The organism is Streptomyces violens (assembly GCF_000717745.1).
In the GTDB taxonomy this organism is placed as follows: Bacteria; Actinomycetota; Actinomycetes; order Streptomycetales; family Streptomycetaceae; genus Streptomyces; species Streptomyces violens.
The window spans coordinates 451164-470093 of sequence record NZ_JOBH01000001.1; the positions used below are offsets into that span (position 1 = coordinate 451164).

The window sequence follows — 18930 nt, forward strand, 5'->3', positions numbered from 1 at the left end:
ATCGATGTGCGGCTCCGCCGCGTGTGGGCAGTACTACCCATCTTGCCGTACGGCGGTCCCCGGAAGGAAACGGGTAGCCGCCGAGAGCGACCGGGAGTGAGGCCGCACGCACGGAGAGTGGGGCGGGGCGGCTGGGCCGGCGGACAGCGATGGCCCCGGGGCGCTGGGCGCACTCCGGGGCCATCGGCCTGACTCACTGGCTTACTGACTTACTGCGTCACACCGTCTTCTTCTTGCGGAGGAAGAACACCGCCGCGCCGCCGATCACGACGAGCACGACCGCGACCCCCGCGATCACCGGGGTGGCGCTGCTGGAACCGGTCTCGGCCAGGTCACCGGCCGAGTCGCCGCCCGTACCACCGGCCGAGGCCGGGCTCGGGTGCGCGGACGGAGCCGGGGACGGGCTGCTGCCGCCACCGCTGCCGGCGGTCTTGCAGTCCAGGACGCCGGAGAACGTCTTCGAGAAGCCGCCCGCGCCCTTCACCGTTATCTCGTACGACTGGTCCTCGCCGACCGGCACGGTCACCGTCTCGGACTTGCCGGGCGCGACCTCGTGGTCCTTGCCGGACAGCTGGAAGCCGAACGCCTCGTCACCCTTGTTGCTGACGGTGATGTCGACACCACCCTTGGCACAGTTCTTCTCGGCGGTGACCGCCGGAACCGCGCCCTGCTTCGCCCAGGAGGCGCCGGCCACCGCGGAGACGGTGGACTCGCTGGAGCCCGCGAGGATCTGCGTCTGGCTCTTGGCGTGATCACCGACACCGGTGAACGCCCGGCCGACCGGCACCTTCGTGGCGGCCTGGACGGTCATCGAGGTGGCACCGTCCTCCGCACCGGCCGGCACGTCGAAGAACAGCTGCGAGCCGTTGGTCACCGTGCCGAGCGGCTTGCCGTCCTTGGCGACCGCCTTGCCGGTCTTGTCGACGATCGAGACGCCGGCCGGGGCGTCCGCCGCCGGGGTGACCGTCGCGCTCTGGGCATTGGTGTGCACCGTGACCGGGCCTATGCGGCTGCCGGGCTTGCCGGAGACCGCGGGCGGGTCGAGCGTCAGGGACGCCGTCGGCTCCGCGAGGTCCTGCGCGCTCTTCTGGAGGTAGTCCGCCAACTTCTCCGCCGCGGGGTCGACCGCGTCGACGTCGGCGTGGTCGGAGAAGCGCCAGATCGCGACCTGCGTACCGGCCGCCGCGGTCTTCTCGGTGAGCGTCCCGGAGCCCGCCTTGCCCGCGAGCGCGGCCAGGTCGTTCACCTGCGGGTAGGAGTTCTGCAGGATCCAGCGGATCTTGCCGGCGTCCGCGTTGTTGTGCAGCGACGACTGGCTCCAGGGCACTTCCTGGTACTTGGCCTGGTCCTGCGTCGGGTTGTGAATGTCGATGCAGTACGTCTGGAGTGAGCCGCCCCCGTCGACGGCCATCTCGAAGAGCCCGGCACCGATCTTCTGGTCCCGGCCGTGGTCGTGAATGACGGCCTGGTCGTACGTCGTCAGACCACCGAGCGTGGCGGTCACTCCGCTGTGCCCCGGGGGCGCGTCATCCGCGGCGGCAGGCCCCGCGGTGGCTATCGCACCCGCCGCGACGAGGCCGGAGGCCAGGACCGCGGCGGCAAGGCGGGCCGCACCGCGCCTCTTCACAGAAATCATGGAATTCCCCTCTGGGCGGGGCAGGTCATTGGGAGGTGGCCCCGCCGGAAAGAACGCAAAGAACTCAACAGCCGAACGGAAGGTCGCCGAACGGAACGATCAGTCCCCGTGAGTACTCGTGATGATCAGCCCCCGTGAGTACTCGTGGATCCTAGAGAGCAAGCGCAACACCGTCCCCGGTAGCAACCGTCGGACAGGCGATCCGAATCGCAATCGTTACCGAAGGAAGCCTCGCTGACCTGGGATTATCGACAAATCCCCGGGGGCAATTCAGGACACTGGCACCTTCTCCGGCGAATCACTTCCGGTCATGGAATCATCAATTCCGGTCGTGTGGGCGGCAATCGCTAGCGCTGAATCGCCACTTTCGGTGCCGGAGCGGCGAGTTCCGCTCGTGAAATCGTCAGTTTCCGCGTTGCTCTCGCGAGTTGCGTTGGTTCCGTTGGGAGCGTCGGCCCGTTCGGCCGCGGGCGGACCGACATCGTCGCGCGTGTCAACGCCTTTACCGGGTGGGGCAGTCGCCCAGAGGGACGTGGTGGCTGCCGCGTCGCCCGCCGTCGGCTGTGCCGATCCGAACGGCGCCGAGTCGGACTGTGGCGGGGTGAACTGCGACGGGCCGGACTGCGTCAGCGTCTCTGTACGGGCTCGTGCGGCGCGGCGGAAGGCGGCGGTCCCGCGGGTCAGGTCGTGCCCGATCGTCACGGCATCCACCTCGGCCGCGAACCACCGGCCGCCGCCCCGCTCCGGCGGGTGCTCCCCTTCTCGTACCGTCAACCGGCCCCGTACGACCAGCGGTTCGCCCACCGCCACCGAAGCGGCGAGGTTGTCCGCGAGCGTGCGCCACGCCCGCACGGTGTAGAAACTCGTGGTGCCGTCCGTCCAGCGGCCCTGCTCCCGGTCGAAGCGGCGTGGCGTGCAGGCCATCCGGAACCTCGCCGCTGCCGCGCCGTCCTTTGTATAGCGGTGCTCCACCGCCGTCGCCGCGTTCCCCGTCAGCGTCACCATCGTGTCGGTCATCGTCATCTCCCCCGTTCCTGCTCTTCCCGATCTTCCCGATCTTCCCGATCTCCGTCGGCCCGGTCGTCGATCCCGCCCTCGACCGCGCTTGGAACTCATGCTGCACGAGTTCACAAAAGCTCGTCGGGGGCTGTGGACAACCGCCGGGGACAACCGACGGGCAGGAAGGAATGGGGAAAAGTCGGCCACCCTTATGGGTGATCCGCTCACACCCCCGCCGCCACCGCGTACTGCTCGCGCACCTCCCGGTACCGCAGGAGTTCCGCCGCGACCGGCTCCAGCACCCGGGCCCGGCCGCAGCCGGCCGCCGCGGCCCGCAGCTCCCGTTCGGCGTCCTGCCCGTACCGTCGCGCGGGGCCGCGTGCCGCCACGCCGCACAGCCAGGACAGCGCGGGCCCGCCGACCGTACCGGCCGTGATCAGCACCAGCGCCGGCAGCCAGCCCGGCCCCCTGGCTGCCCACGCCACCCCGCACAGCAGGCCCACCATCCACAGCACACCCAGCGCCTGCAGTGCGACCAGCAGGCCCTGGCCCGCCGCCGCCACGGTCCACCACCGCGGTTTCGCCGGAGGCCCGGCCCGCAGTGCCCTGTCGGCCGCGTCCGCCGCCCGGTCCAGCGCCTCCGGCAGCCCCCGCGCCCCCTTGTCCGCCGCCTCGCGCACGGCCTGCGCCCACGGCACGGGCAGCCCTCGCGCCGCCTCACCGGCCACGGCCCGCACCGCCTGCTCGGTCACGGCACGCGACGCCTGCCCAGGCAAGGCCTGCCCGGGCGAGGTCTGCCCAGGCGAGGCTTGTCCGCACGAGGTCCGGCCGGGCGACGCGCCGTGTCTCGAACTCCGCAGCCGTACCCACGGAGTGGCACAAGCGTGTTCCGCGTGGCGCAGCCAGTCTCGTTCGGCCGCGCGCCCGGCAGCCGTGGCGCCCACGGCCTCGGCGAGCCGTTCCTCGAAGTCCTCCCGCGCCCGTTCGGTCAGCCCGGCGTGCCCCTCCGCCACGTACACGGGTTGCAGGCGTTCCGCCGCGGCATCCACGTCCGCGGCCAGGCGGCGCCCCGCCGCCCCCTGCTCCGCGACGAACTGCCGCAGTGCGTCCCGCAGTTCGTCCACGCCCTCCCCGGTGGCCGCGGACAGCGCGAGTACCGTGGCGCCCGGCTCGTCGTGTTCGCTGAGCGCCAGCCCGTCCTCGTCGAGGAGCCGCCGCAGATCATCCACCACCTGGTCGGCGGCGTCACCGGGCAGCCGGTCCACCTGATTGAGCACGACGAAAGTCACCTCGGCGTAGCCCGCCAAGGGGCGCAGATACCGCTCGTGCAGCACCGCGTCCGCGTACTTCTCCGGGTCCACGACCCAGATGACGGCGTCGACCGCCTTCAGTACCCGGTCCACCTGAGCGCGGTGGCCGGCCGCCGCCGAGTCGTGGTCCGGCAGGTCGAGCAGGACGAGTCCGCGCAGGTCCTCGTCGCCCGCAGGCCCCGAGGCGGGTACGAAGCGCTGCGCTACGGGGATGGCCAGCCGGTGCAGCAGCCCCTCGGCGCCGGCCCGGTCGCCCGGCCACACGCACGCCACGGGCTGCGAGGTGGTCGGGCGGCGCGCCGCCACCTGCGAGCACGGTGCGCCGGCGAGCGCGTTGAAGAGCGACGACTTGCCGCTGCCGGTCGCTCCGGCGACCGCCACGACGGTGTGCTCGCCCGACAGCCGGTACCGCTCGTCCGCCGCGTCCAGTACCTGCCCGGCCTCGTCCAGCGTCCGCCCGTCCAGCCGCGTCCGGGACAGCCCGATCAGCTCCCGCAGCGCGTCGATCCGCGGCTGCAGTTCGTCCTCCACGGTGCGCCGTCCCCGTGGCACGCATCCATAGCCGGCCGCGTCCTCGCCCTCACCGCTCACCATGAAGCCCTCTCTGCAGATACCACTCACACTCCGACGGCGACGCCGCCGCCACGGGCATCTCGGCCATCGACGTCTCCGCCACCGGTGTCTCCATCACCGGCATCTCCATGGCCGGCGTCTCCGTCACCTGGCCATCGCCCCCTCCGGGGCGGGCCCCGACGCCGGCCCCGGTACCGGCTCCCTGCGCAGCGCCGACAGGGCGGCGATCAGCCCCGCCTGCTGCTCTGGGGGCACGGTCAGCTCGTCCAGTGGGGCGAGCCTGCGTTCCCGCTCGCCCGCCAGCGCCCGGTCCAGGTACGTGTCCAGCAGCGCGCCGCCCCGGTCGCGCAGCCGCAGCGCTCCGTGCGCGCCGAGCAGCTCGGCGAGGTTCTCGCCCGCCGTACGGGCCCGGCGGCCGCCCAGCAACATGGTGGCGAGCAGCGCCGCCGCTTCCTCCGGTACGGCGGCCCCTGCCCGTTCCGGCCCGCGTGCTTCCCCCGGTACGCCGCGCACGTCGCGCGTCAGTGCCCGTACGCCGCCGAACACGCCGCGTACGTCCCCGGACGCCTCCCGCGTCGCCCGCACCTCGCGTACCTCGTCCTCCGCGAGCTCCTCCAGGCAGCGCCGCCAGCGCCGCACAAGAATGCCGAGCCGTCCGGCGGCGGTACCGGCCTCTCCATGTCCGGCGTTTCCGGCCTCCCCATACGCAGCGCTTACGGCCGCCCCGGGGGCAGCGATACCGGCCTCCCGGGAGGCAGCGGTACCTGTACCTGTACCTGTACCGGCACTGGTACCGGCGTCCCCCAGTGGGCCGAGCCCTCCCGCCGCCGGCTCCCGCCGCCACGCCTCCGCAATCCGCTCGTCCGCCTCCTCCACCGCGCAGCACAAGAGGGAGGTGAGCCCGCGGGTGAGCGCGTCCAGCAGTTCGTCGGGGCGGCCCCCGAGTGCGTGGTCGCGCCAGTGGGCGCGCGCGTCCCCCGAGAGGACCTCGCCGGCGGCGACAGCGCTCCGTACCCGTACGGCCGCCTTCTCGTACGCGTCGTCGACCCGGTCGGCCAGCCGGACCGCGGCGGCGTGCTGGGCGGCGGACGCCCCGGCCAGCGCCGGCAGCCGGCTGCGCAACGAGGTGACCGCCCCGGCCACGGAACGGGCCACGGCCGCCTCCCGCGCCACGGGCTCCTCGGCGTGGCGCTCCAGCCAGGCGCGGAGCGCGGCTACCGCGGTGGCGGGCAGCAGGCCGCTGCCGCCACCCGCCGATTCCGGCAGCTCGGGGATGGTGAAGCGCGGCACGTCCCCGAGGCCGGCGCGGTTGAGCAGCGCCGCGTACCGGCCCGCGATGTCGGGCGCGATCTGGTGCGGCACCCGGTCGAGCACGGTGACGAGCGTGACGTCGTACTCCTTGGCGGTGCGCAGCAGGTGCCAGGGCACGGCGTCCGCGTACCGCGAGGCCGTCGTGACCAGCACCCACACGTCCGCCGCGCAGATCAGTTCCGCGGCGAGCTCCCGGTTGCGCGCCACGAGGGAGTCGATGTCCGGAGCGTCCAGGAGGGCGAGCCCCCTGGTGACGCCGCAGTCCGTCTCGATACGCAGCGGCGCCGGCCCGTCGCCCGCATCGCCACTGTCCCCTTCGTCCTCATAGAGCTCCGCCCCCTCTTCACTCTCACCCCCGTAGAGGGCGCTCCCATACGCCCCCGCGTGGCCTGTGCCGCTCCCCTGCTCGGGCATCCACACGCGCACGAGGTCGGGGAGAACGCGGGGCCCGGTGAACCAGTGCCGGTCGTCCGGATGGCACACCAGTACGGGCGTACGGGTCGTGGGCCGCAGCACGCCCGCCTCCGTCACATGCCGCCCCACCAGGGAATTGACCAGCGTGGACTTGCCGGCGCCGGTGGACCCGCCGACGACGGCGAGCAGCGGTGCCTGAGGAGCGCGCAAACGGGGCATCACATAGTCGTCGAGGTGAGCGAGCAACTCGGCGCGGTCGCGGCGGGCGCGCGCGACCCCTGGGAGCGGAAGCGGGAAGCGTGCGGCGGCGACGCGGTCACGCAGCACGGAGAGCGCGTCGATGATCCGGGGTCCTACGTCCAAGGTCGCCACATGTGAAGAATGCCCAATTTCGATGGCTTTTTGAAGCGTATAGCCCCATGTGCGCGCCGTACGAACCAGCACAAAATGGGATGTGTGGCGCGTGTGGCGCCCGCGACAGGAGGGGCTCAGGCATAACGAGTGCACAACACCCGTCCCACGAGGCGCCAAAACCGATGCAGAATTCGTACCTGCCTGCGATTATCGGGACCGCTTCACTGAACCTCCACAACGTGCCACGGAGGTGAAGCAACCGGGACGAGGCACGCGGCCCCCTATCCTGGTCCGCGGTCCGTGATCCACGCCCACACCCGGCCCCCGTAGCTCAGTGGATAGAGCAGGTGCCTTCTAAGCACTTGGCCGCAGGTTCGAGTCCTGCCGGGGGCGCTCATCGAGGCCCTCCCCACGGGAGGGTCTTTTTGCTGGTCAGCGTACCTACGACCACCCGCACGGAGGCGCTGGCCACTCCCTCGGTGATCGGTGGGCACCGACACAGATCGGTGGGCACGGACAGACACAGGAACGGACATGACGAACACCACCAACGGTCACCCCCCGGCGCCCGCCCGCACGTTCCCCTTCCGGAGTGCTCCCCTGCCGGCGTCACCCGGCGCACCGGACAGCTGGCCGGATCGTGCGTCCCGGCTGCGGGACCAGGCGGACGCCCTCGGTGCGTTGATCCGTGAGGATCTGTCGCGCGGCCGAGCGATCGTCTTCCTGCTGTGTGCGGGCCTGGTGACGCTCACCGTCGGCATGGTCCCCGCCATGGTGATCGATGCCGCCGGATCCGAGACGGGCGTCTCCACCGACGTCGCGGTGGAGACGGCGCTGGGTGTGGTGATGCTCGCCGTTCTCGCCGTACCCGCCCTCCTCGTTCTGCGTGCGCTGCGCAAGAGGTCCGTTCAACGCTTCGAGCTGCTGCGGCAATGGGCAGCCGTCGACCGCGGTCACGATGCGGAGTTCCCGCTGCGCTACGGCACGCAGGGGTACCCGCACGGCCGCTTCTTCTACGCGGCCCCCGTCCTGCTCGTGACCCTCATCCTCGCGGTGGCCCTCCTCGCCGACCTCTCGGACCCGACCGATCTTGTGCTGCTGCCGTGCCTGGTCGTCGCAGGACTCTTCGCCTGGGCCCCGGTCAAGAAGTACGCGGGGCGCTACAGCTGGTCCTCGCGGGAACGAGCCGTCCGGGCTCGGGCGGACAGGCGGGAGTTGGATCGCGCGCAGCGACGGGACTGCCCTTGATCAAGCTGGGTTCCGTACCCCGTACGCTCGTCCATGGGCTCGTGGCAGGAGGGGACCGCGGTGCCGGGCTTCTTGCTTCGCCACGTCACTCACAAGAAGACGCCGAAGCTGGCCGTCGGGGCGCTCGCCGTTGCCCTTCCTGCCGCGATCGTGCTGGCGATCATCACCCAATCGGCCGGTGACGAGCGGGGGCTGGAGAAGCGGGGCCGGTGGGCCGAGGCCGTCGTGGTCGAGGTCGATGGCGGCAAGACCGACGAGTGCACACTCCGCACCCGCGACGGCCGGGAGATCTCCCCTCGGATGACGGACGGCTGCGACCCTGATTCGGTTGAGCCGGGCGACAAACTGCGCGTGCTGTACGACCCCGAGGGCGCAGCCGCTCCGTTGGAGGACGTGGACACGGAGGTGGACCTGGATGCCGGTGCGTACAGGGGGACAATCGGCGGCCTGGCAGCGCTGACCATCGTGGCGGGAACGTTGGGCTGCGTACGGGTGAGTCGGGGGGGGGGAGAACGCGTAGGACAGTGACAAGGTGACCGAAGGAAGAGATCGAAGGCCCTCCGCTCCGGGGGGCCTTTTTGTTGTTCCGGGGGTGGGCGGCGGCAGACGGGGGAGGTAGTGCGTCCGTGGGTGGGGTCCGGTGGGGGCAGCGGCGTGTGGGGGTGACGGTGGGGCCGGTGTGGGGGTGAATGGGGGGTCGGGCGGGTGCTTCGAGGGTCGGCGGGCTGGAGCGCGGGTCTGGAGCGGGGCGACGCGGGTACTCGCCGTGTCCCGCCGACGGTGGCGGGCCGGCCACCGGTCCGCCACCGGCCCAGCGGCCACCGACCGACCACCGGCTCTAGGCCCCGGCCGCCACCCACCGACGAAAGGCTTGTGAGTATGCGCGCGCTGACCATCCGGCCCTTGCAGCCCCGTTCGCTGGAAGTGCGGGAGGTGGCCGGGCCCGTCGTCGGGGACGGGGAGTTGCTGGTGGATGGGCTTGCCGTTGGGGTGTGCGGTACGGACAAGGAGATCGTGGCCGGGGAGTACGGGGCGGCGCCGCCAGGGAGGGAGCGGCTCGTGCTTGGGCATGAGTCGCTCGGGTGCGTGCGGGAGGCGCCGGCCGGGAGCGGGTTCCGCCGCGGTGACCTGGTCGTGGGCGTGGTCCGGCGGCCCGATCCGGAGCCGTGCGGGGCGTGTGCGCGGGGCGAGTTCGACATGTGCCGGAACGGCCGCTACACCGAGCGGGGCATCAAGGAGCGCGACGGCTACGCGAGCGAGGCGTGGACGGTGGAGCCCGAGTACGCGGTCCGGCTGGACGCCGGGCTGCGGCGGGTGGGGGTGCTCATGGAGCCCACCACCGTGGTGGCCAAGGCGTGGGAACAGGTGGAACGGGTCGGTGGCCGGGCCTGGTTCGATCCCCGGCGGGTGCTGGTGACCGGCGCGGGTCCGATCGGGCTGCTGGCCGCGCTCCTCGGCGTACAGCGGGGTCTCGACGTGCACGTACTGGACCGGGTCACCGACGGCCCGAAGCCCGGGCTGGTGCGCGATCTGGGCGCGACGTACCACGCGGAGGACATCGACCGGGTCACGGAGGCGCTCCGGCCGGATGTCGTCATCGAGGCGACCGGGGCCGGGCGGCTGGTCTTCGACGCGATGGCCGGGACGGCCGCGTACGGGATCGTCTGCCTGACCGGCGTCTCGCCGGCCGGGCGGCAGCTCACGATCGACGCGGGCACCGTCAACCGGGATCTGGTCCTGGAGAACGACGCGGTGGTGGGCTCGGTCAACGCGAATCTGCGGCACTACCGGCAGGCCGCGGAGGCGCTGGCCGCGGCCGACCCCGGCTGGCTGGAGCGCCTGATCACCCGGCGGGTGCCGCTCTCCCGCGCGCCGGAGGCGTTCACCGCGCGGGACGACGACATCAAAGTCATCATCACGATGGACGACCACGATGAATGAGTGATGAGTGGCGGATGAGTGGATGCGTGGGCGGATGAGTGGATCGAGGAGGGCATGACGTCGGTTCCTTCGCCCTCGGAGCGGGGCGACGCGCCCGGGCGGCGGCGTCGGCATCCGGTGCGCCGGCATTCCGTGCGCCGGCATCCGGTGCGCCGGCTGCGGAGTCGGCTGCGGGTGCGGCGGTTCCGGCAGCGCGGTGTCGAGCTGGAGCTGCTCCACCGTTCGATGGCGTTCGGGGCGCTCGGGCTGGTCACGCTCGTGCCGCTGCTGATCGTGGTGGCGGCGGCCTTCCCGGTCCAGCAGCGGGGCTTCGCCCTCTGGCTGGTCGACGGCATGGCGCTGTCGGGGCGTTCGGCGGACGCCGTGCAGAGCGTCTTCACCGCGCCGCGCCAGGCGGTCGCGACGACCGGTGTGTTCAGCCTCGTCGCGCTCGCCGTCTTCGGCCTGACCTTCGCCGGCAGCGTGCAGACCGGGTACGAGAAGACCTGGAGCCTGTCGGTCGGCCCGTGGCACCGGGCCTGGCGGCAGACCGTCTGGCTGGCCGTCCTGATGGCGTACCTCTACGCCGAGGTGCAGTCCCGGGGCACCGTGCCGGAACCGCTGCGGATCGGGCTGAACCTCGTGGCCGGCGTGCTCTTCTTCTGGTGGGGACAGCGGTTCCTGCTCGGCGAGCAGGTCGCGTGGCGGGCGCTGCTGCCGGGTGCCGTCGCGACCATAGCGGGCCTGGTCGGGCTGCGCGCCTTCTCGTACCTGGTGTTCGCGCCGCTCATCGTCACCAACGCGGTCAGTTACGGCGCCGTGGGCACCGTGCTGATAGTGGAGTGCTGGCTGGTCGGGGTCGGCTTCGTGGTCTTCGGCGGCGCGTTGCTGGGGAGGCACTTCCACGACCACCCGGAGCGCCATGTGATCCATTACGTCCACCACCGCGCGCCCCGGCGCACACGGGACGGGGACCCGCCCCCCGACGAGCCCCCGCACCTTCCGTGACCGCCTGCGCCCGCGGCCCGCGACGACCGTCGGCCGCCGGCCGTCAGACGCAGCGCCGCGCACCCGCGCGTCACTTCCCCGGCGCCGCCTTGATGTCCGTGATCTGGCGGGTCTCCAGGGAGCTGCGGACCGCCAGCCGGGACGTGCTCGGGTGGCTGCCCGAGTCCCAGGTGAGGGTGACGATCGTGTACGAGCTGCCGGTACCGGAACCGTCGTACTTGACCGACCACTTGGCGGGGACGTTCTGCGCGCGCAGGACGCCGTCCGCGTGGTTCTTCGCCTCCCAGTCGGCGAGGCGCTTGCGCAGGTCGCTGCGGAGGTAGTGGTTCCGCAGCTCGCGGGCGAGCCGGCCGTCCTCGTCGTAGACGGCGTCGATGTACGCCCCGTAGAAGTTCGCGACCCGGTCCACGGTCGATTCGGGGCTGCCGCCGCGTGCCGGCTGAACCTCCGTCTGCGCAGCCGGCCGGACGGGCGGCGGCGCGGTGGTGGCGCCGAACGCCGGGATGGCCGCGGAGGCGGTGAGGAGCGCGGCGACGGCCGTACCGATGACGGCGGTGCGGCGGCGCGCGGGACGGGTGCTTCGCATGGTGAGTCCTTCCCCCAGGATGAACGGTGGGCCCTGAGTCCGAGGGCCCACTGGATAGGACACTCATATGCCTGGGAAGGGTTGTATTCGACCCGGTGTGTCATCTCCGGTTCCCCGGGACGGCCTCTTCAGCGTGCTCGGTTCGGACGAGTTGGGGAACCAGGCCCGGAGACCGGTCACGCCTCCCCGGCGTCCGGCTCCTGGAACAGCGCAGGCCCCGTAGTCCCCCGCGGAATCAAACACGTCGGCAGCACGACATGCCGCGCCGGATCCGTGGCCGGATCGTCGATGAGGGTGTGGGCCAGGGTGCCCGCCGCGCGGCCGACGTCGACGGCCGGCTGCGCGATGGTCGTGAGGTCCAGCCACTCCGCGTGGTCGTGGTCGTCGAAGCCGAGGACGGAGATCCGGCCGGGCACGTCGATGCCGGAGGAGCGCAGCACCCACAGCACTTCCATGGCGATCTCGTCGGTCTCGGCGAAGACCGCGGTGGGCGGGTCGGCCAGGCAGAGCAGCCGCCCGACCGCCTCCGCGGTGTTGCGCCGGCCGCGCGAGGTGGCGACCACCAGCTCGTCGTCGTACGGGAGTTGTGCCTCGGCCAGCGCCTCGCGGTAGCCGAACAGGCGGGTGCGCGAGCTGCAGGTGAAGCCGGTGTCGGGGGACGCGCGGACGAAGGCGATCCGGCGGTGACCGAGGCCCCGCAGATAGCGGGTGCCGGCGCGGGCCGCGGCGACGTCCTCGACGTACACGCTCGCCCGGCCCGGCGCGTGCTGGCTGACGTACACCACCGGCACGCCCAGACCGTCCAGCCGGGCGAACTCCGCTTCCGTCAGGTCGAAGGAGACGACCAGGAGGGCGTCGGCGTTGCGGCGGGCCGGGAGCCGGTCGAAGAAGGCGGCGCGCTCGGCGAGGTCGGCGGCGCTGTAGACCATCAGGTCCAGGCCCGCGTCGCGCAGCACTTCACTGAGGCCGCGCAGCACCTGGCCGACGAACCACGAGCCGAGGGTGGGCGCGAGCACGGCGACCGTGCCCGTCTTGCCGGTGACCAGGCTGGACGCCTGGCGGGATATGACGAAGGACAGCTCGCGGGCGGCCGCCTCCACCCGTTCCCTGGCCTCGTCCGAAACCGTGGACAGCCCGCGCAGGGTCCGCGAGACCGTGGAGACCGAGACCCCCGCCCGTTCGGCCACGTCGGCCATGGTGGGGTGGCGCTGCGCTGGAGGCATGGTCCGGAACGTAGCACAGGTGTAGGGGACATGAACCCGGTCGATGACAGCGTTACCACCGGGAGATGTCCGGCAATTCGCGCCAACACCACCATTCGCCCCTGCACTTCGGGCGAGAGGTCCGCAGGAGAGCGGCCGTTTCGATGCTGCGCGGTCCATTGACAGCCTCTGGGCCCACTTCTAGCGTGCAAGCATTGTCAGGCAGCAGCGATCCCACCCCTCCATCAGGAGCGCATCGTCATGCCGTTGAGCCGCAGATCCCTCCTTCGCACCACCACCGGGGCCGCCGCCGCGCTGGCCGCCACGACCGGCTGCGGCCGGGCCGTCGCGCGCGGCCCCGATCTCTCCGGAGCCGCAGAGATACCCCGCGGCCCGGTCACCATCCGCTGGTGGGCCGGGCGGGTGGCGGCCCGCGACGGCAGCGACCTGAGGCCCGTGCTGGTCAGGGCATTCCGCCGGAAGTACCGCAACATCGCGGTGCAGTTGATCGCCGCGCCGCCGACCACGGACGTGGCCCGCGCGACCCTCACCACGCAGGTGACGAGCGGCAGCCCGTCCCCCGACGTCTACATGGGCGACATCGCCTGGCCCGCCCAGTTCGCGTACAACTCGCTGGCGCTGCCGCTCGATCCGCTGCTGCCGAAGGGGTACTGGCAGCGCTATCCCGAGGAGCTGGTGCGGGCGCTGACGTACCAGGGCTCGGTGTACGCCTTCCCGCTCTACCTGGACGAGGCGTTCCTCTACTACCGGAAGGACCTGCTGCACAAACACGGGCTGCGGCCGCCCGGTTCGTGGGAGGAGCTGGCGTCCAGTGCCGCGAAGATCCAGCGGGCGGGCGACGCCGACCTCGGGTTCGTCTGGCAGGGCACGGTGTACGAGGGGCTCACCGCGAACGTCGCGGAGCTGGTCGCCGACGCGGGCGGCAGCATCCTCTCCCCCGACGCGCGCACGGTCACCTTCGACAGCCCGGCGGGCGTCCGGGCCGTGTCCTACCTCCGGGAGCTGATCGCGCGCGGCGTCTCCCCGTCCTCGGTGACGACCTTCGTGGAGCAGGACAGCCTGGACGCCTTCACCAGCGGCCGGTCGGTGTTCCTGCGCAACTGGCTGTACGCCTGGGGCGTCGCCGACAACCCGGCGTCCTCGCAGGTGGCGGGCCGGATCGGAGTGATGCGGCGGCCCGGCTTCGAGGACGGCACGGGCGGCCGCAGCTGCCTGGGCGGCTGGTGCAACTACCTCAATCCGCACTCCCGGAACCTCGGCGCAGCGCTGGCGTTCGCCCGCTTCCTCGCCGAGGAGGAGGGGCAGTCGATCCTGGCCCGCGAGGCCGCCGTGCTGCCGCCGCTGCTGTCCCAGCTGCGCGGCAAGGCCGTGGCACGGTCGTCCAACCCGGCGTTCGCGCTGGCCCGTGAGGTGCGGCTGGTCGCCCGGCCGACCCGGACCCCGGAGTACCCGATGGTCAGCAAGGCAGTGTTCACCCGGGTCAACGAGGCGCTCAGCGGCGGCACGAGCGTGCCGCGCGCGCTGGCCCGGGCCCGCGGCGACCTGCGCGCGGCGCTCCGAGGGGAGGCGCTGTGACGGTATCCCCGACGCCTACGGCCGCCCGGCCCGCGCCGCGCCGCCCCGAGCCTGCCACCCGTAAGAACCGAAAGACCCGTCCCCCGGCCGGCATCGCGCGCCGCCGGGCCCGTACCGGCTGGCTCTACACCGCCCCCGCGCTCACCGTGATCGCGCTGGTGACGCTCTTCCCGGTGGTCTACTCCGTCATCCTCAGCTTCAGCGACGTGCGCTTCACCTTCGGCGGCGTCCGCGTCGAGGAGTGGACGCTCGGCAACTACACGACGATGCTGGCGAGCCCGGTGTGGCTGGAGGCGCTGGCCTTCACGGTCGGGTACACGCTGGTGACGGTGGCCGTGGAGATCGCGCTCGGCATCGCGGCCGCGGTGCTGCTGGACCGGCTGGAGGCCGGGCGGGGCTGGATCCTCGCGCTGCTGCTGATCCCCTGGTCGCTGATCACGGTGGTCTCGGCGCAGCTGTGGGACTTCCTCTACGACGCCACGTTCGGCGCGGTGACCTGGCTCTTCGGGCTGGTCCTGGACCAGCCGCCGGTGATCCTCGGCACGCCGGTACCCGCGATCACCGGCATGGCGGTCGCGGACATCTGGAAGACCACGCCGTTCGTCGCGGTGATCATCCTGGCGGGGCTGGTCCGCATCCCGAAGGAGCGGTACGAGGCGGCCGAGATGGACGGCGCCGGGGCCTGGGCCACGTTCTGGAACGTCGTCCTGCCCGCGCTGCGCCCCGTGGTGTCGGTGGCGGTCCTCTTCCGGGTGCTCCAGGCGTTCGGGATCTTCGACCTGCCGTTCGTACTGACGCAGGGCGGCCCCGGAACGGCCACCCAGTCGCTCGCCGTGCTCGGCTACAAGACGCTGTTCCAGAACCTCGACATCGGGATGGGCGCGGCGATCGCCACCAGTACGGGTGTGCTGGTCATCGCGGGCTGTCTGCTGTTCCTGCGGATGTTCCGCAGCCAGGTCGACGAAGGGGGCGCGGCATGAGGCGCGGCCGCCGGCGTACGGGAGTGCGCCGCTATGTGAACGTGGTGAACCTCGGCGCGCTGGTCCTGGTGGCGGTGACCGCGCTGCCGCTGCTGTGGATGGCGGTCACGTCCTTCAAGACGGCGCGGGAGAACGGCAGCCTGCCTCCGACGCCCGTACCGCTCCACCCCACCCTCGAGAACTACCGGCAGGCGCTGGGCTTCGCGGGCTTCGACCGCTATCTGCTCAACAGCGCGGTGGTGGCCGTCAGCGCCACCGCGATCGTCCTGGGGCTCGGGCTGTTCGCCGGGTACGCGCTGGCCCGCACGCCGATGCGTGGCCGCGGCCCCGTGATGACGGGCCTGCTGATGATCTCCGTCTTCCCGACGATCGCCGTGGTCACCCCGCTGTACCTGGTCGAACGCGAGCTGGGCCTGCTCAACAGCTACTGGGGCCTGATCATCCCGTACACCGCCTTCCACCTGCCGTTCGCGATCTGGATCCTGCGGAACTCGCTGCTGTCCATCCCGTACGAGCTGGAGGAGGCGGCGACGGTGGACGGCGCGGGGCCGACCCGGGCGCTGCTGTCGGTGATCCTGCCGCAGGCCCGGCCCGCGCTGTTCACCGCCGGGGTGTTCACCTTCACCGCGACCTGGACGGAGTTCCTGATGGCGCTCACGTTCAACAGCGAGGACGCCTACCGGACCGTGCCGGTGGGCATCGCACTCTTCAGCAGCCAGTACGAGATCCCGTACGGAACGATCTTCGCCGGGGCGATGGCGGCGACCGTGCCGATCGCCCTCCTCGTCCTGATCTTCCGGCGCGCCGTGCTCTCCGGCCTGACCGATGGCGCGGTCAAGGGATGACCGACTCACCTACTGATGTGTCCGATCCGCTTCCCGAAGGAGCATTCGTGACCGACCCCGCCTCCCCCGACCTGTCCTCGCAGGACCCCGACTGGTGGCGGCAGGCCGTCATCTACCAGGTCTATCCGCGCAGCTTCGCCGACAGCGACGGCGACGGCATCGGTGACCTGCCCGGCATCACGAGCCGGCTGACCCATCTGGCCTCGCTCGGCGTGGACGCGCTGTGGCTGAGCCCCTTCTACCCCTCGGAGCTGGCCGACGGCGGGTACGACGTGGCCGACTTCCGGGACGTCGACCCGCGGCTGGGCACGCTCGCCGACTTCGACGCGATGGTCACCGAGGCGCACCGGCTGGGCCTGAAGATCCTGGTGGACCTGGTGCCCAACCACACCTCCGACCAGCACGTCTGGTTCCAGGAGGCACTGGCGTCGCCGCCCGGCTCGGCGGCCCGCGCACGGTATGTCTTCCGCGACGGGCGCGGCGAGCACGGCGAGCTGCCGCCCTCGGACTGGGTCTCCCGGTTCGGCGGCAGCGCCTGGCGGCGGGTGCCGGACGGCCAGTGGTACCTCCATCTCTTCGCGCCCGAGCAGCCGGACCTGGACTGGAGCAACGAGGAGGTGCGCGAGGACTTCCGGCGCACGCTGCGCTTCTGGTCCGACCGCGGGGTGGACGGCTTCCGCATCGACGTGGCGCACGGGCTGGCCAAGGACCTCGCCGAGCCGCTGCGGGACATGGGCGAGAACCAGTTCAAGGGCGACCACGACCTGCTGCCGGACGGCACCCATCCGCACTGGGACCGGGACGAGGTGCACGAGATCTACCGGGACTGGCGCGTCATCATGGACTCCTACACGCCGCCGCGGATGGCGGTCGCCGAGGCATGGGTGAAGAACTCCCGGCGGGTGCTGTACACCCGGCCCGACGAGCTGGGGCAGGCGTTCAACTTCGAGTATCTGCAGGCCGAGTGGTCGGCCGCCGCGCTGCGCAAGGTGATCACCGAGTCGCTGGCCACCGCGGCCGCCGCGGGCGCCTCGGCGACCTGGGTGCTCTCCAACCACGACGTGATCCGGCACGCCTCCCGGCTCGCGCTGCCGCCGGGCACCGACACCGACGCCTGGCTGCTGTCCGGCGGCGCCCGGCCGGCCGAGGACCGGGCGCTGGGGCTGCGCCGGGCGCGCGCCGCGACGCTGCTGATGCTGGCGCTGCCCGGCTCCTCGTACCTCTACCAGGGCGAAGAGCTGGGCCTGCCGGAGGTGGCCGACCTACCGGCCGGGGCGCTGCAGGACCCGGTGTGGGAGCAGACGGGCCACACCCGCAAGGGGCGGGACGGCTGCCGGGTGCCGCTGCCGTGGACCCGGGAGGGCTCCTCGTACGGCTTCGGGCCCGGCGGTGCCTGGCTGCCGCAGCCTCCCTCCTTCGGGGAGCTGTCGGTCGCGGCGCAGCACGGCGAGAAGGACTCGACGCTGGAGCTGTACCGGTCGGCGCTGCGGCTCCGCCGCGAGCTGCAGGGCGACGAGTCGCTGGAGTGGCTCTCGGCTCCGGACGAGGCGACGGAGGACGGCGCCGCGGGGATCGTGCACTTCGCCCGGTCGACCGGCTGGCGCTGCCTGACGAACCTGTCGGGGCGGGCGGTGGCGCTGCCGTCCGGTGAACTACTTCTGGCCAGCAGTTCCTTGACGGACCGACAGCTTCCTCCCGATACCACAGTCTGGCTGCGCGACGGTAACTGACGGGGCGGCAGGTCGGCGGGCCGGGGCGGCCGGGAGGGCCTCCCCCGGCCCGTTTTCGTGCGCTTACCGGCAATTAGCCTGACGTAACGCTGCACGTCAATGCCCCTTTCGAGGGTTACCGTCCAGTGCGCGCGCCCCAGTTGAGGCGAGAATTCCGGTTCGTGTATGACGCTGGTCACGTGATGAGCATTTATGGGTTGTTCCTGATCAACTAGGGGCAGACCCTGACCGCACTCGCGTGCAGGTCCCCACACCCCCCTGGCCGGTTGCTGCATCTCGGCACCGGCCGGTTTCACAACCGGAGATGATTCATGGACAACGACCTCGTCGTCGAAGACGCCACGGCCATCGGCTTCGACGAGGCACAAGTTCCCCTGTATTACTCACGGAAGACCGCGGACATCCTGCATAAGTACGGCCCCGGGCCGCGCGTCCACTTCCACATGGGCATGTTCGAGGCTGACGCGACGCCGAACACCACCGTGTCCCAGCGGGTCATACGCCGCCGCATCCTGGAGTCCCAGGAGGCCGTCCTGAACCACGCGGCGAAGTCCTGGGGCGTGCCCGCCGCGCCGCCCCGCGACCTCCTCGACATCGGCTGCGGCGTCGGCGGCGGCTCGATCTACTGGGCGCAGGAGTACGGCGCCCACGTCAAAGGCCTGACCGTCACCGGCGAACACGTCCCCATCATGCGGGACTTCGTACGGCAGGCAGGCGTCCAGGACCGGGTCACCGCGGCGCTCGGCGACATCCACGACCTGCGCGAGCAGCGTGCCTACGACGCGGCCGTGGCCATCGAGTCCTCCGGGTACATGGACCGCGAGCGGCTGTTCTCCGTCGTGGCCAAGGCGCTGCGCCCGGGCGGCTGGTTCGGCATCCAGGAGCACTTCGTCTGCCGCCCGGAGTGGACCGAGTTCATCGACGGGTACTACAAGACCCGGCTGGGCACCCTCACCGAGTACATCAACGCGGCCCGCGCCGCCGGCTTCGAGCTGGAGCAGGACGAGGACATCACCGACCGCGTCGCGGAGTTCTGGGTGCAGTCCATGGCGTGGACCACCGCGGAGCTGGAGACCGCCGAGCGCACCGGCATCCCCTCCCCCATCCGCCGCGAGCGCCTGATGGAGTCCGAGCGCACGCACGGCAAGCTCTTCCGGATCTGGCGGGACCACGCCGTCGAGACCCGTCTGCTCCTCTTCCGTCTCGGAGATCGCTGAC

General features: G+C 71.8%; 15 protein-coding genes and 1 tRNA gene. 10 read left to right on the forward strand and 6 right to left on the reverse strand.

Translation table 11 applies throughout. The features are described 5' to 3' along the window. Positions 1-217 precede the first annotated feature (217 nt). The 4 genes from IF04_RS0101980 to IF04_RS0102000 form a co-directional block, all read right to left on the reverse strand. On the reverse strand, positions 218-1636 hold the full coding sequence (locus IF04_RS0101980) for a Cys-Gln thioester bond-forming surface protein (protein ID WP_063829426.1): 1419 nt from the start codon (positions 1634-1636) through the stop codon (positions 218-220). Positions 1637-1906: 270 nt separating this feature from the next. Next, a complete protein-coding gene (locus IF04_RS37045) occupies positions 1907-2659 on the reverse strand; it encodes a single-stranded DNA-binding protein (protein ID WP_425428348.1) in 753 nt (250 codons plus the stop codon). Between the two features lie 200 nt (positions 2660-2859). Next, on the reverse strand, positions 2860-4539 hold the full coding sequence (locus tag IF04_RS0101990; protein ID WP_078599713.1) for a GTPase: 1680 nt from the start codon (positions 4537-4539) through the stop codon (positions 2860-2862). A gap of 123 nt (positions 4540-4662) precedes the next feature. Continuing rightward, positions 4663-6606 (reverse strand): dynamin family protein, encoded by a 1944-nt coding sequence (locus tag IF04_RS0102000; RefSeq protein ID WP_051830576.1) that lies wholly within the window; start codon positions 6604-6606, stop codon positions 4663-4665. Between the two features lie 311 nt (positions 6607-6917). Between IF04_RS0102000 and IF04_RS0102005 the strand changes: the two genes are divergently transcribed. The 5 genes from IF04_RS0102005 (at position 6918) to IF04_RS0102025 (ending at position 10773) form a co-directional block, all read left to right on the forward strand. Next, positions 6918-6990, forward strand: a tRNA-Arg gene (locus IF04_RS0102005). Between the two features lie 141 nt (positions 6991-7131). Further along, positions 7132-7845: a hypothetical protein gene (locus tag IF04_RS0102010; protein WP_030249844.1), complete on the forward strand. Its 714-nt coding sequence runs from the start codon at positions 7132-7134 to the stop codon at positions 7843-7845. A 33-nt stretch (positions 7846-7878) separates the two neighbouring features. Then, positions 7879-8373 (forward strand): DUF3592 domain-containing protein, encoded by a 495-nt coding sequence (locus IF04_RS0102015; RefSeq protein ID WP_157847591.1) that lies wholly within the window; start codon positions 7879-7881, stop codon positions 8371-8373. Between the two features lie 351 nt (positions 8374-8724). Continuing rightward, on the forward strand, positions 8725-9786 hold the full coding sequence (locus IF04_RS0102020; RefSeq protein ID WP_030249849.1) for a glucose 1-dehydrogenase: 1062 nt from the start codon (positions 8725-8727) through the stop codon (positions 9784-9786). A gap of 54 nt (positions 9787-9840) precedes the next feature. Continuing rightward, a complete protein-coding gene (locus IF04_RS0102025; protein WP_211259755.1) occupies positions 9841-10773 on the forward strand; it encodes a ribonuclease BN in 933 nt (310 codons plus the stop codon). A 70-nt stretch (positions 10774-10843) separates the two neighbouring features. Here IF04_RS0102025 and IF04_RS0102030 read toward each other — a convergent pair whose 3' ends face one another. Both IF04_RS0102030 and IF04_RS0102035 read right to left on the reverse strand, forming a co-directional pair. Continuing rightward, complete coding sequence (locus IF04_RS0102030; protein WP_030249855.1) at positions 10844-11359, reverse strand: hypothetical protein; 516 nt, start codon at positions 11357-11359, stop codon at positions 10844-10846. 176 nt (positions 11360-11535) lie between these two features. After that, the gene (locus tag IF04_RS0102035) at positions 11536-12582 is read right to left on the reverse strand and encodes a LacI family DNA-binding transcriptional regulator (RefSeq protein ID WP_342668103.1); all 1047 of its coding nucleotides are present in this window, start codon (positions 12580-12582) and stop codon (positions 11536-11538) included. A 246-nt stretch (positions 12583-12828) separates the two neighbouring features. On the opposite strand from IF04_RS0102035, the gene IF04_RS0102040 reads away from it, so the two are divergent. The 5 genes from IF04_RS0102040 (at position 12829) to IF04_RS0102060 (ending at position 18929) form a co-directional block, all read left to right on the forward strand. Next, complete coding sequence (locus IF04_RS0102040) at positions 12829-14157, forward strand: extracellular solute-binding protein (protein WP_157847592.1); 1329 nt, start codon at positions 12829-12831, stop codon at positions 14155-14157. After that, positions 14154-15137, forward strand: coding sequence for a carbohydrate ABC transporter permease (locus IF04_RS0102045; protein WP_078599715.1), 984 nt, complete (start codon positions 14154-14156; stop codon positions 15135-15137). The genes IF04_RS0102040 and IF04_RS0102045 overlap by 4 nt, the downstream gene beginning before the upstream one ends. Continuing rightward, the gene (locus IF04_RS0102050) at positions 15134-15982 is read left to right on the forward strand and encodes a carbohydrate ABC transporter permease (RefSeq protein WP_030249865.1); all 849 of its coding nucleotides are present in this window, start codon (positions 15134-15136) and stop codon (positions 15980-15982) included. Before IF04_RS0102045 ends, IF04_RS0102050 begins: the two co-directional genes overlap by 4 nt. Continuing rightward, the gene (locus IF04_RS0102055) at positions 15979-17712 is read left to right on the forward strand and encodes a glycoside hydrolase family 13 protein (protein ID WP_078599717.1); all 1734 of its coding nucleotides are present in this window, start codon (positions 15979-15981) and stop codon (positions 17710-17712) included. The genes IF04_RS0102050 and IF04_RS0102055 overlap by 4 nt, the downstream gene beginning before the upstream one ends. Positions 17713-18023: 311 nt before the next feature. Further along, the gene (locus tag IF04_RS0102060) at positions 18024-18929 is read left to right on the forward strand and encodes an SAM-dependent methyltransferase (protein ID WP_030249871.1); all 906 of its coding nucleotides are present in this window, start codon (positions 18024-18026) and stop codon (positions 18927-18929) included. The last annotated feature ends 1 nt before the right edge of the window (position 18930 follow it).

Bases quoted from the DNA above. Each gene is read 5' to 3' on its own strand.
- IF04_RS0101980 (WP_063829426.1), bottom strand. From the start codon at position 1,636: ATGATTTCTGTGAAGAGGCGCGGTGCGGCCCGCCTTGCCGCCGCGGTC.
- IF04_RS37045 (WP_425428348.1), bottom strand. From the start codon at position 2,659: ATGACGATGACCGACACGATGGTGACGCTGACGGGGAACGCGGCGACG.
- IF04_RS0101990 (WP_078599713.1), bottom strand. From the start codon at position 4,539: ATGGTGAGCGGTGAGGGCGAGGACGCGGCCGGCTATGGATGCGTGCCA.
- IF04_RS0102010 (WP_030249844.1), top strand. From the start codon at position 7,132: ATGACGAACACCACCAACGGTCACCCCCCGGCGCCCGCCCGCACGTTC.
- IF04_RS0102015 (WP_157847591.1), top strand. From the start codon at position 7,879: ATGGGCTCGTGGCAGGAGGGGACCGCGGTGCCGGGCTTCTTGCTTCGC.
- IF04_RS0102020 (WP_030249849.1), top strand. From the start codon at position 8,725: ATGCGCGCGCTGACCATCCGGCCCTTGCAGCCCCGTTCGCTGGAAGTG.
- IF04_RS0102025 (WP_211259755.1), top strand. From the start codon at position 9,841: ATGACGTCGGTTCCTTCGCCCTCGGAGCGGGGCGACGCGCCCGGGCGG.
- IF04_RS0102030 (WP_030249855.1), bottom strand. From the start codon at position 11,359: ATGCGAAGCACCCGTCCCGCGCGCCGCCGCACCGCCGTCATCGGTACG.
- IF04_RS0102035 (WP_342668103.1), bottom strand. From the start codon at position 12,582: ATGCCTCCAGCGCAGCGCCACCCCACCATGGCCGACGTGGCCGAACGG.
- IF04_RS0102050 (WP_030249865.1), top strand. From the start codon at position 15,134: ATGAGGCGCGGCCGCCGGCGTACGGGAGTGCGCCGCTATGTGAACGTG.
- IF04_RS0102055 (WP_078599717.1), top strand. From the start codon at position 15,979: ATGACCGACTCACCTACTGATGTGTCCGATCCGCTTCCCGAAGGAGCA.
- IF04_RS0102060 (WP_030249871.1), top strand. From the start codon at position 18,024: ATGGACAACGACCTCGTCGTCGAAGACGCCACGGCCATCGGCTTCGAC.